The sequence below is a fragment of the Kitasatospora sp. HPM-01-4 genome, assembly GCF_051374625.1.
Lineage (GTDB): Bacteria > Actinomycetota > Actinomycetes > Streptomycetales > Streptomycetaceae > Kitasatospora.
Genome location: NZ_JBPQGP010000005.1, coordinates 5,513,291 through 5,525,758 on the forward strand (window position 1 = coordinate 5,513,291; position 12,468 = coordinate 5,525,758).

At 72.2% G+C, this 12,468-nt stretch carries 8 protein-coding genes; 2 read left to right on the plus strand and 6 right to left on the minus strand.

Annotation, left to right across the window (positions count from 1 at the left end):
• The first annotated feature begins 95 nt into the window (after nucleotides 1-95).
• Together ACSMTC_RS24020 and ACSMTC_RS24025 are read left to right on the plus strand one after the other, a co-directional pair.
• Nucleotides 96-686 carry a DUF6114 domain-containing protein gene (locus tag ACSMTC_RS24020; protein ID WP_436561782.1) on the plus strand — a complete coding sequence of 197 codons (591 nt, stop codon included), beginning with the start codon at nucleotides 96-98 and terminating at the stop codon, nucleotides 684-686.
• Nucleotides 683-2,062, plus strand: coding sequence for a hypothetical protein (locus tag ACSMTC_RS24025; RefSeq protein ID WP_436561783.1), 1,380 nt, complete (start codon nucleotides 683-685; stop codon nucleotides 2,060-2,062). Before ACSMTC_RS24020 ends, ACSMTC_RS24025 begins: the two co-directional genes overlap by 4 nt.
• 67 nt (nucleotides 2,063-2,129) lie before the next feature.
• Here ACSMTC_RS24025 and pyk read toward each other — a convergent pair whose 3' ends face one another.
• The 6 genes from pyk to ACSMTC_RS24055 form a co-directional block, all read right to left on the minus strand.
• The gene (gene pyk / locus ACSMTC_RS24030; RefSeq protein WP_436561784.1) at nucleotides 2,130-3,560 is read right to left on the minus strand and encodes a pyruvate kinase; all 1,431 of its coding nucleotides are present in this window, start codon (nucleotides 3,558-3,560) and stop codon (nucleotides 2,130-2,132) included.
• A gap of 102 nt (nucleotides 3,561-3,662) precedes the next feature.
• Nucleotides 3,663-4,871 carry an acetate/propionate family kinase gene (locus ACSMTC_RS24035; protein ID WP_436561785.1) on the minus strand — a complete coding sequence of 403 codons (1,209 nt, stop codon included), beginning with the start codon at nucleotides 4,869-4,871 and terminating at the stop codon, nucleotides 3,663-3,665.
• Nucleotides 4,868-7,003: a phosphate acetyltransferase gene (gene pta / locus ACSMTC_RS24040; protein ID WP_436561786.1), complete on the minus strand. Its 2,136-nt coding sequence runs from the start codon at nucleotides 7,001-7,003 to the stop codon at nucleotides 4,868-4,870. Before pta ends, ACSMTC_RS24035 begins: the two co-directional genes overlap by 4 nt.
• Before the next feature lie 174 nt (nucleotides 7,004-7,177).
• Nucleotides 7,178-8,092, minus strand: coding sequence for an undecaprenyl-diphosphate phosphatase (locus ACSMTC_RS24045; protein WP_436561787.1), 915 nt, complete (start codon nucleotides 8,090-8,092; stop codon nucleotides 7,178-7,180).
• Between the two features lie 176 nt (nucleotides 8,093-8,268).
• Nucleotides 8,269-10,746, minus strand: coding sequence for a 1,4-alpha-glucan branching protein GlgB (glgB, locus tag ACSMTC_RS24050; protein ID WP_436561788.1), 2,478 nt, complete (start codon nucleotides 10,744-10,746; stop codon nucleotides 8,269-8,271).
• A gap of 69 nt (nucleotides 10,747-10,815) precedes the next feature.
• Nucleotides 10,816-12,306 (minus strand): maltokinase N-terminal cap-like domain-containing protein, encoded by a 1,491-nt coding sequence (locus ACSMTC_RS24055; protein WP_436561789.1) that lies wholly within the window; start codon nucleotides 12,304-12,306, stop codon nucleotides 10,816-10,818.
• Nucleotides 12,307-12,468: the final 162 nt, after the last annotated feature.

The window sequence follows — 12,468 nt, forward strand, 5'->3', positions numbered from 1 at the left end:
GGCCAACGGTCCATCATGGCAGGGGCGGTGGCGAGCCGTCGCCCCTGCCGCACCACCCGTTCGTCCCTCGTTCCCGTAATCGAGGAGCTTGCATCGTGTCCAGCGCAACTGCCATCGAGTGGCCCGAAGGGGCGAGCGGCTTCGGTCGGCTCCGACTGCGATTCCGGGCCTGGCGCCGTACCCGCCCGTTCTGGGGCGGGTTGCTGGCCGTGATCGCCGGCCTCCCGATCGTCTACTTCCCCTACGCCGACCTGCAGTTGGGGCAGCTGACCGTCACCATGGCCACCACGGCCGGCGCCGGCTCGCTGCTCATCGGGCTGCTGATGATGACCCTGGGCGTGACGGCCTGGTTCCAGCCGCTGGTGCGGATCTTCTGTGGGGTGGCGGTCACCATCCTGTCCCTGGTCTCCATCCCGGTCTCCAACCTGGGCGGCTTCGGACTGGGCCTGATCCTCGGCCTGTTCGCCGGGGGTCTGCTCTGCTCCTGGGCCCCGCTGAAGCCGTCGGCCGTCCAGGTGGACGAGGCGGTGCCGTCCACGAGTGCCGAGTACTCGGCCGAGCCCGGCCAGACCGTCTCGATCCCCGCCCAGGCGGAGCCGCCCGCTGAGTCCGTGCCCGCCGAGTCCGTGCCCGCCGAGTCCGCGTCGGCCGAGCAGTCCGCGGCCGACCCCGGGGAGCGACGGTGACCGGCGAGGCCGAGGGGGCGGTCACCCGGGTGCCGGGCCCCCGGCACGCCGCGCCCCGGGTCAGTGCCAGGACCCGGCTGCGCGGGAGGGCGGTCATGATCGCCGCCGTGCCGACCGCCCTGCTGATGGGGGCCATTCCGAGCATCGCCTCGGCCGACGTCCAGAAGGACAAGGCCTGCGCCACCGCCCCCGACACGGTGCTCGACGAGACACCGGTGCCGAAGAGCGAGATCACCCCGGTCCCGGACCCCACCTCGACGTCCACGAAGGCCGCGCAGTCGACCGGGCATCCCGACTCGCGTACGCGGCAGCCGAGTTCGGCTGCCACACCGAGCGCCGTGTCGTCGCCGTCGCCGACAGCCACGCCGACCCCGACGGCCGTGCCGACCGCGAGCGTCGCCACCACGCACCCCAGACCCCAGCAGGCGGCGGCGGCCGACTCGCCCGCGCCCAGCGCCGGTCGGGTCCGGCCGGCCGGGCTTCTGGACGAGATCCTCGACCCGATCCTGCACCTGGGCGACCACCGCAGCCCGACCCCGACCCCGACCCCGACCCCGACCTCGGCCCCGGCTTCGACCTCGACCCCGACCTCGTCGCCGAGGTCCGCCCCGACGCCCGCCGGTTCGGCCGTGCCCAGCCCGACCGTCACCGGGGCCCCGCGGGTTCCCCGGGCGCAGCCCCAGCCCCAGCCCCAGTCCGAGTCCCCGTCCCCGGCCGACCCGGGGGCGCCCGGGCAGTCCCAGGCGGCGAGCCCGTCGTCCGGAGGGGCCGAGCCCACCGCGACCCACTCGCCCTCCCCGTCCCCGTCTCCGTCCGCCTCGCCGAGCGGGAACCCCGACTGCCAGGTGGACACCCGGGGCCTGGCCGCCGCCAAGGCGGAGCCGAACCGGATCGTCCCCGAGCAGAACTGGACGCTGCACTCGTCCACCCTCGGCCTGTACGGCGCGAAGTTCTACGGCCTGGTGGACGTCCGCACCGCGACCGGCACCAAGCGGGTGCTGAAGTTCATGGTGGACCGGGTCGACATCGGTGATCTCGATATGTCGACATTGGAGGGCAACGGCGTCACCTTCCACGTCAAGGGTGCTCCGGGCTCGACCTCCACCATGCGCGGTGGTGAGGTGACCATGTACGTGGAACGGCTGTCCGGCCACCTGAGCAAGATCCTCGGCCTGCCGATCCCGATCGACCTCGGCGAGATCACGCTGACCCCGGACACCCTGCCGCAGTGGCTGTACGACCTGATCGGCAGCATCCCGATCCCGCTGGACCTGGAGCTGAAGAACGTCACCGCCGTCCAGGCGGGCCAGTTCGGCGGCACCCTCACCATCCCCGGCATGCGGATGTACAACGACCACCTGCCCTACGGCGGGTAGGCGCCACAACGCGTGAACGCCTGCGGGGCGGGAGCCCCACAGGCGTTCACGGCTTTCGCGGGAGCGGTTACAGCCCCGCGCGGGAGCCCAGGTGGTGCACCTGGACCATGTTGGTGTTGCCGGGGATGCCGGGCGGCGAGCCGGCGGTGACGATGACCGTGTCGCCCTCCTGGAGCAGCTGCTTGCTCAGCAGCTCCTGGTCGACCTGGACCACCATCTCGTCGGTGGTGTCGACCTGCTCGGTCACATACGCCTCGACGCCCCAGCTCAGCGAGAGCTGGTTGCGGGTGGCGACGTCCGGGGTGAAGGCGACCACCGGGATCGGCGAGCGGTAGCGCGAGAGCCGGCGGGCGGTGTCACCGGACTTGGTGAACGCGACCAGCGACTTGGCGTTCAGGAAGTCGCCCAGCTCGCACGCGGCGCGGGCGATCGAACCGCCCTGGGTGCGCGGCTTGCGGCCCGGGTTCAGCGGCTGGAGGCCCTGGGCGAGCAGCTCCTTCTCGGCCTGCTCGGCGATCCGGCTCATGGTCTTGACCGTCTCGACCGGGTACTTGCCGACGCTGGACTCGGCGGAGAGCATGACCGCGTCGGTGCCGTCCAGGATGGCGTTGGCGACGTCGGAGACCTCGGCGCGGGTCGGCCGGGAGGCGTGGATCATCGACTCCATCATCTGGGTGGCGACGATGACCGGCTTGGCGTTCCGGCGGCAGAGCGTGATCAGCTTCTTCTGTACCAGCGGGACCTTCTCCAGCGGGTACTCCACGGCGAGGTCGCCACGGGCCACCATGACGGCGTCGAAGGCGAGGACGATCTCCTCCATGGCCTCGACGGCCTGCGGCTTCTCGATCTTGGCGATGACCGGGACGCGGATGCCGACCTCGTCCATCACCTTGTGCACGTCCTCGACGTCCGCGGCGTTGCGGACGAAGGACAGCGCGACCATGTCGACGCCCAGGCGGAGCGCGAAGCGCAGGTCCTCCTTGTCCTTCTCGGACAGGGCCGGCACGTTCACGGCCGCGCCGGGGAGGTTGATCCCCTTGTTGTTCGAGAGCACGCCGCCCTCGACCACCACGGTCTTCACCCGCGGGCCGTCGACGCTGACGACCTCCAGGGCGATGACGCCATCGTTGATCAGGATCGGGTCGCCCGGCTTCACATCGCCCGGGAGGCCCTTGTAGGTGGTGCCGCAGATGTGCTGGTCGCCCGGCACGTCCTCGGTGGTGATGGTGAACTCGTCGCCGTTGTCGACGGTGACCGGGCCGTTGGCGAAGGTCGCCAGTCGGATCTTCGGGCCCTGGAGGTCGGCCAGCACGCCGATGGTGCGGCCGGTGTCCTCGGACACCTGGCGGACCTTGCGGTACCGCTCCTCGTGCTCGGCGTGCGAGCCGTGGCTCATGTTGAGGCGGGCGACGTTCATGCCCGCTTCGACGATGGCCTTCAGCTGTTCGTAGGAGTCCGTCGCCGGACCCAGGGTGCAGACAATTTTCGCTCGGCGCATATCGGTCAGTCTATCCGTTCGTGTTATAGGCGCATTTAGTGCGATTGCTGAGGTATCGCCAACGAACCGTCTCGACGGGCGGGACGCTGGGCTGATAGGCGCTCAGCTCGCGGCGTGCACCAGGTCGAAGGCCTGCCGGGCGATCTCCAGTTCCTCGTCGGTCGGCACCACGGCGACGGTAACCCGCGAGTAGGCGGGGGAGATCACCCGGGCCTCGCCGGAGCGGACCGAGTTCAGCTCGGCGTCCACCGCGATGCCCAGCTCCTCCAGGCCCGCCGTGGCCGCGGCCCGCACCGGCGCGGCGTTCTCGCCGACCCCCGCGGTGAAGGCGATCGCGTCCACCCGGCCGAGTACCGCGTAGTAACCGCCGATGTACTTGCGCAGCCGGTGGATGTAGGTGTCGAAGGCGAGCCTGGCGTCCGCGTCGCCCTCCTGGGCACGGCGCATGATCTCGCGCATGTCGTTGTCCCCGCACAGGCCGAGCAGGCCGCTGCGGCGGTTCAGCAGGTCGTCGATCTCGTCGATGCTCAGGCCGCCGACCCGGTGCAGGTGGAAGACCACGCCCGGGTCCACATCACCCGAACGGGTGCCCATGACCAGGCCCTCCAGCGGGGTGAGGCCCATCGAGGTGTCGACGCAGACACCGCCGGCCACCGCCGAGGCCGAGCCGCCGTTGCCCAGGTGCAGCACGATCACGTTCACCTCGGCGGGGTCCTTGCCGAGCAGCGCGGCGGTGGCCCGGGAGACGTACTGGTGCGAGGTGCCGTGGAAGCCGTAGCGGCGGACCCGGTGCTGGTCGGCGACCGCCTTGTCGATCGCGTACCGGGCCGCGTACTCGGGCATGCCCGCGTGGAAGGCGGTGTCGAAGACCGCGACCTGCGGCAGGTCGGGGCGCAGGTGGCGGGCCACCTCGATACCGGTGATGTTGGCCGGGTTGTGCAGCGGGGCGACCGGGATCAGCCGGCGGATCTCGGTGAGCACCTCGTCGGTGATCAGCGTCGGTGCGGTGAACCGCTTCCCGCCGTGCACCACCCGGTGGCCGATCGCGGCCAGCTCCGGGGAGTCCAGGCCGACCCCGTCGGCGGTCAGCTCCTCGGCGACCGCCTTCAGCGCCGCGGCGTGGTCCGGGAAGACCTGCCGGACCTCCCGCTTCACCCCGTCGCGCGGGGTGTGCACCAGCCGTCCGCCCGGCTCGCCGATCCGCTCCGCCAGGCCGGAGGCCAGCCGGGAGCCGTCGAGCATGTCGATCAGCTGGTACTTGACCGACGAGGAGCCGGCGTTGAGGACGAGGACGCGGGTGCCTTCACTCACTGAGCGGTTCCTTCGGTGGTGGCGGGCGACTGGGACTGGATGGCCGTGATCGCGACCGTGTTGACGATGTCCTGGACCAGGGCGCCGCGGGACAGGTCGTTGACCGGCTTGCGCAGGCCCTGGAGCACCGGGCCGACCGCCACGGCGCCGGCCGAGCGCTGCACGGCCTTGTAGGTGTTGTTGCCGGTGTTGAGGTCCGGGAAGATCAGCACGGTCGCCCGCCCGGCCACCGGCGAGCCCGGCAGCTTGGTGGCCGCGACCCTGGCGTCCACCGCGGCGTCGTACTGGATCGGGCCCTCCACCAGGATGTCCGGGCGCAGCTCGCGGACGATCTCGGTGGCCCTGCGGACCTTGTCCACGTCCGCGCCCGAGCCCGAGGTGCCGGTCGAGTACGAGAGCATCGCGACCCGCGGTTCGACCCCGAACTGCGCGGCGGTCTCGGCGGACTGGATGGCGATGTCGGCCAGCTGCTGGGCGTCCGGGTCGGGGTTGACCGCGCAGTCGCCGTAGACCAGTACCTTGTCGGCCAGGCACATGAAGAAGACCGAGGAGACGATCGAGGCGCCCGGCGCGGTCTTGATCACCTCGAAGGCGGGGCGGATGGTGGCGGCGGTGGAGTGCACCGCGCCGGAGACCATGCCGTCGGCGATGCCCTCCTGCACCATCAGGGTGCCGAAGTAGGAGACGTCCGAGACCACGTCCAGGGCCAGCTCGACCGTCATGCCCTTGTGGGCGCGCACCCTCGCGTACAGCTCGGCGAACCGCTGGCGCAGCGGGCTGGTCGCCGGGTCGACGATCCGGACCCGGGTGCGGTCGGCGGCGTCCTCCTGCGGCAGGTCGATGCCCAGGCTCGCGGCCTTGCGGCGGACCTCCTCCGGCTCGCCGAGCAGGGTCAGGTCGCAGATGTTGCGGCGCAGCAGGATCTCGGCGGCCTGCAGCACCCGCTCCTCGGTGCCCTCGGGCAGCACGACGTGCCTGCGGTCGCCGCGGGCTCGCTCCAGCAGCTCGTGCTCGAACATCATCGGGGTGACCCGCTCGGACCGGCTCAGCTCGATCCGCTTGGTCAACTCGGCGCTGTCCACGTGGAGTTCGAACAGGCCGAGGGCGGTGTCGGCCTTCCGCGGACTGTCCGGGCCGAGCTTGCCCTCCAGGTGGGTCAGCGTGGCGGCGGTCGGCCAGCTGCCGTCGGGGACCACCGCCACCGGGGTGCCGGGGGCGAGCCGGGCGGCCAGCGCCATCACGTTCGGGCCGGGGTGCTGGCCGAGCGTGAGCAGCACGCCCGCGATCGGCGGGGCGCCGGCGGCGTGCGCGGCCAGCGAGCCCACCACCAGGTCGGCACGGTCCCCGGGGGTGACCACCAGGGCGCCCTCGGTCAGCGCGTCCAGGAAGGTGGGCAGCATCGCGCCGCCGAAGACGAAGGACCGGACGTCGCGGGCCAGGCCGGCCGCGTCGCCGAGCAGCAGCTCGGCGCCGGTCGCCTCGACCAGCTGCGCCACGGTGGGCGCGGCCAGCGCCGGCTCCTCGGGGATCACGTACGTGGGGACCGGCAGCTTCTCGTTGAGCACCCGCTGGATCTGCTGCTTGGCGCCGGGCGCGACCCGGTTGGCGATCATCGCCAGGGTCGAGCAGCCCAGGTCGCGGTAGGCCCGGTGGGCGCCCAGGGTCTCGGCGGTCACGGTCTGCGGGTCCTCGTCGTGGCCGCCGACCACCGGGAGCACCCACGCGCCGAACTCGTTCGCCAGCCGGGCGTTGAAGGCCAGCTCGTCCGGGATGCCGGTGGCGGCGAAGTCGGTGCCGAGCACCAGCACCGCCTGGCACCGGCGCTCCACCTCGCGGAACCGGTCCACCAGGGCCGACACCAGCTCGTCCTGGCCGTGTGCCGCCTGCAGTGCGGCGGCCTCCTCGTAGGTCATCCCGTACAGCTCGGAGGGCGACAGGTCCAGCCGGTACCGGTCGCGGAGCAGCTCGACCACATGGTCGGTACCGCTCTCGCCGGGAGCCGCCGCGTGCACCAGGGGCCGGAACACCCCGACCCGGTCCACCTGGCGGGTGAGCAGTTCCATGACCCCGAGCTCCACGGCCTGCCGGCCGTCCCCCCGGCTGATCCCGGTCACGTACACGCTGCGCGCCACCTGGCAGTCTCCGTTTCGTCGGCATGGTCGGCAAGGACAAGACATATCGACCATACATTCGCGCCCGAGTTACCCATCGGGCCCCGGGCGGGCCCGTGGAGGCAAGGGACCAAGGTCCCGACGTCGGGTGGAGACTCCCCGGCGCACCCCGGAGGCAGGGCGCCGAGGCCCGGACTACAGATTCAGCCAGGCCAGGCAGCCGAGCCCGGCGACCGTGCAGTAGATCGCGAACGGCGTCATGCTGCGGCTCTCGAAGTACTTGGTGAGGAAGCGGACCGAGACGTACCCGGCGAGGAAGGCGGCCAGGCTGCCGGCCAGCAGCGGACCGCGCACGCCGGCGTTCTCCGGCTTGAGCAGCTCCGGCAGCTTGAGCACGGAGGCGGCCAGGATGACCGGGGTGGCGAGCAGGAAGGAGAAGCGGGCGGCGTCCTCGTGGCCCAGCCCGCGCAGCACGCCGGCGCTCATGGTGACCCCGGAGCGGCTGATCCCGGGGAACAGGGCGAGGATCTGCGCCGCTCCGATCCAGACGCCCTGGCGGTAGCTCAGCCGGGAGATCCGCAGGTCGGAGGCGAGCTCAGGGTCGGCATCGGGGCCGGTGGCGGCGCTGTGTCCGGCCCTGCGGCGGCCCGTGCCCCCGCGCTTGAGCCGCTCGGCACCGAGCAGCACCAGCCCGTTGAGCGCGAGGAAGGCGGCCGCCGGCGTGGGCTTGCCGAGGGCGTCGCGCAGCAGGCGGTCGAGGGCGAGCCCGGCGACGCCGACCGGGATGGTGGAGACCACCAGCAGCCAGGCCAGCTTCTGGTCGGGCGAGGCGATCTCGCGCTTGCGGATCGAGCTGAACAGCCCCCGGATGATCCGTATCCAGTCCCGCCGGAAGAACACCACCAGGGCCAGCGCGGTGGCCAGGTGCAGCCCGACCAGTACGGAGAGGTACGGCGACCCGTCGGCGGTGACGTCCAGGTCGGCCTTGGTCTGCCCGCCGATCAGCGCGGGTATCAGGATGCTGTGGCCGAGGCTGGACACCGGGAAGAGCTCGGTGACTCCCTGCAGCAGGCCCACACCGACGGATTCCAGGTAGGTCAGGGACGACATCACACACTCTCGGGTCTGCGGTACGGCTCTCGGCAGGCACGACCGTGCACCGAAACTGGTGTTCGGGGTCGGCTGCCGCGAACGTACTACAGCGCCTTGGACACCTGGACGTCGTTCCCTGACTGTTTACCGACTGCTCATCAGCGCGCCAGCCGGGGCGCCGTGAGCACCGCCGATCAGGCCGGCCGCAGCCACACCGTGGCCAGCGGCGGCAGGATCAGCTCCGCGCTGCGGGGCTGCCCGTTCCACGGGGTGGCCTCGCTCTTGACGGGCTGGGAGTTGGCGATGCCGCCGCCGCCGTAGATCTCGGCGTCGGTGTTGAGCACCTCCGTCCAGAGCTGGTCGGTGCCCGGGAGCTTCGGCAGGCCGACCCGGCGGCCGTGCCGGACGACGGGGGAGAAGTTGCAGACCGCGACCAGCGGGCCGCGGCGGGGCTCCCCGTCATCCCCTCCGTCGGCGGCGAAGCGGACGAAGGAGAACAGGTTGTCGTCGGCCGCGCCGCCGTCCAGCCAGCGGAAGCCGTCGGGGGAGGTGTCCTGCTCCCACAGGGCGGGCGTCTCGCGGTAGACCCGGTTGAGCTCGCGCACCAGCCGCTGGACGCCCAGGTGCTCCTCGGCGGCCGGCCACTGCCCGTCGAGCACCCACCACTGCGGTCCGTGCTCGTGGTGCCACTCCGCTCCCTGGGCGAACTCCTGTCCCATGAACAGGAGTTGCTTGCCCGGATGGGACCACATGAAGCCCAGGTAGGCACGGTGGTTGGCGCGCCGCTGCCACCAGTCGCCGGGCATCTTGGCGACCAGCGCCTGCTTTCCGTGGACCACCTCGTCGTGCGAGATCGGCAGGATGTAGTTCTCCGAGTAGGCGTACACCATCGAGAAGGTCATCTCGTTGTGGTGGTACTTGCGGTGCACCGGGTCCTTGGAGACGTAGACCAGCGAGTCGTGCATCCAGCCCATGTTCCACTTCAGCCCGAAGCCGAGGCCCCCGCTGTGGGTGGGCCGGGTGACGCCGTCCCAGGCGGTGGACTCCTCGGCGATGGTGACCACGCCGGGGCAGCGGCGGTAGACGGTCGCGTTCATCTCCTGGAGGAAGGAGGCGGCGTCCAGGTTCTCCCGCCCGCCGTACCGGTTGGGGCTCCAGCCGCCGCCCTCGCGGGAGTAGTCGAGGTAGAGCATCGAGGCGACCGCGTCCACCCGCAGACCGTCGATGTGGAACTCCTCGCACCAGTACACCGCGTTGGCGACCAGGAAGTTGCGGACCTCGGTGCGGCCGTAGTCGAACTCCAGGGTGCCCCAGTCGGGGTGCTCGGCGCGCTGCGGGTCGGCCGGCTCGTACAGCGGTTCGCCGTCGAAGCGGGCGAGCGCGAAGTCGTCCTTGGGGAAGTGCGCGGGCACCCAGTCGACGATCACGCCGATGCCGTGCCGGTGCAGGGTGTCGATCAGGTACCTGAAGTCGTCGGGGCCGCCGAGCCGGGCGGTGGGGGCGTAGAAGCCGGAGACCTGGTAGCCCCAGGAGCCGCCGAAGGGGTGCTCCATCACCGGCATGAACTCGACGTGGGTGAAGCCCATGTCCTTGAGGTAGCCGGGGAGTTCGGCGGCGATCTCGCGGTAGCCGGTGAGGTCGGGACGCCAGGAGGGCAGGTGCAGCTCGTACACCGACATGGGGGAGCGGTGGTGCACGGCGTGCGCCCGGCGTGCCATCCACTCGCCGTCCTGCCACTCGTGCCGGGAGACGGTCACCACCGAGGCGGTGTCCGGCGGGCACTGGGCGGCACGGGCCAGCGGGTCGGCCTTCTTGAGCACCCAGCCCTGGCGGGTGTGGATCTCGTACTTGTACATGGTGCCCTCGCCCAGGTCCGGGACGAACAGCTCCCAGACGCCGGAGGAACCCAGCGAGCGCATCGGGTGCCCGGTGCCGTCCCAGTGGTTGAAGTCGCCGATCAGCCGGACCCCGACGGCGTTCGGCGCCCACACCGCGAAGGCGGTGCCCTGGACCCCGTCCACCGTCCGGACGTGCGCGCCGAGCGCCCGCCACAGCTGCTCGTGCCGGCCCTCGGAGATCAGGTGCAGGTCGAACTCGCCGAGCGTGGGCCTGGTCCGGTAGCCGTCGTGCTGGACCAGCGGCCCGCCGCCCGGGTAGGTCACCAGCAGGTGGTACGGGGGGATGACCCGGCCCGGCAGCAGCCCGGTGAACAGGCCGCCCTGCAGGTGCGTCAGTTCGGCCGGGCCGTGCTCGGTCTCCACCACCACCCGCTCGGCGAACGGGCGCAGCACCCGGATCGCGATCCCCTCGGCGGTGACGTGGGCGCCGAGCAGCGAGTGCGGATCGTGGTGCTCGCCGCGCAGCAGGCGGTCGATCTCGGCCGGCGGCAGCGGTGCCTCCGGGAGCCGCAGCGCCGCCGGTGCCGTCCCGGGGCGCTCGGCCCGCCCAGGGACGGCGGGGGGGGCGACGGCGGGGGCGGCGACGGCGGGGACGGTCGACGGCGCTGGTACTGGTGCTGCTGCTGGTTCCGGTGCCGGTTCCGGGTCCGCAGGCCGGGCCGGGGCGTTGGCCTTGACCTGCGCACTGTCGCCGGACCTCCCGGCCCGCCCGGACAGAAAGGTGGCGGGCACGGCAGGCGTGGTGCGGTCGGGCTTCGGGCCGAGCGGGGTCACGGCAAAGTCCTCCTGGGCATCGGATGGCGGGGGCGCGGCGGACCGACCCCCGTGGTGATGGGGGATCGGTCAGACGGTCAGGGCCAGGCGGTTGATGGCGGCCAGGGGGATGGGCAGCCAGCCGGGCCGGTGCCGAGCCTCGTAGACCACCTCGTAGACCGCCTTGTCGATCTCCAGTGCGCGCATCAGCTCCGGTGAGGCGGACGGGTCGCTCCCGCCGCCCGCGGTGTAGCCCGCGCAGTACGCCGTCCGGTTGCGGCCCGCCCAGGTCGCCGCCAGGTGGGCCAGTTCGGGGTCGGGCTTGGCGCCGGCGAGCAGATGGGCGGCGGCGTAGTCGAAGGAGCGGAGCATCGCGGCGACGTCCCGCAGCGCGGGCTGCGGCAGGCGCCGTTCGGCGAGCGGTTTGGCGGGCTCGCCCTCGAAATCGAGCAGCACCCAGCCGTGCGGGGTGCGCATCGCCTGGCCGAGGTGGAGGTCGCCGTGGATCCGCTGCACCGGCAGCCCGTCCAGGTGGTCGGCGGTCAGCTGGCGGAACGCGGTGCGCAGCGCGGCCCGGTAGCGGAGCAGTCCGGGGACGGCGGCCACCGCGCTGTCCAGCCGCTCGGCCATCGCCCCGGCCATCAGGCTGATCTGGGCGCGGTCGAGCCGGGCCACCGGCATGGTCCTGGCCAGCACCCGGTGCACCTCGGCGGTGGCCCGGCCGAGCCGGTGCGCCTCGATCGCGAAGTTGCCCGGGGACGGGTCGCCCTTGAGCCTGGCGACCTGGTCCAGGGCCAGCTCCCAGCCGTCCTCGGCGTCCGGCAGATAGCGCTGGAGCAGGCCGAGGGTGGCCGGTTCCGAGCGCTCCAGCCGGCACTCGAACCAGGCGGCGACCCGGGGGATCCGGGTGGAGCCGGCCCGGGAGAGGGCCAGCGAGAGCTCCAGGTCCGGGTTGGTGCCGGGGCTGATCCGGCGGAACAGCTTGAGGATGAAGGCGGTGCCGTAGATCACCGAGCTGTTGGACTGCTCGGCGGTGGAGGCCCGCCCCGGCAGGTTGCCCGGCAGCCCGGGGCCGGGGGTGCGCCGGAAGGAGAGCGAGCCGAACCGGTCACCGGTGGCCATGTGTTCGAGCAGACGGCCGGTCAGCTCGGGGTCGTGCACCGCGTCGTAGACCAGCGCGCCGTCGTGCAGGCCCCCGCTGAGCCGCCCGAGCACCGCGGAGGGGACGATCGCGCCCGGCGGCTGCGAACGGATGCCCAGCAGCAGCTGGTAGATGTCGCCGTAGGCGGCGGACCCGTCACCGGCGTGCTCGACCCTGAGCAGCAGGTGCAGCAGCGTCGGGTCGCCGACCTGGAGCGGTGTGCCGACCACCGGTGTGAGGCCGGTGATCGCGCGTCCCTTGCCCGCGTACCAGCGCTGGCCGGGCAGCCAGGCGGCGATCAGCGGCAGCGCGGCCTGGACCAGTTCGCTGACCCCGGGGCTGGTTCTCCGCACCCCGGCGCTGCGAGTCCCGACGGCCCCGGTGGCCGGTTGTGCGGGATCGCTGTGCACATGGGCTTGAGAACGGGAGGTTTCGGACATGACTCCCTTTCCCCGGAAGCGGGCCGACTGCCCGACGGGTCTGGCCGGGTCCGTCAGTCTTCCGGATTTCGGCGGCGCGACGGCGACGGCACGCGAGGTGGGCTCGGGTGTCACGCCATAGTGTGGGTGGCCGTTGGGCTGTTAGCCGTACGCGGTGGTGCG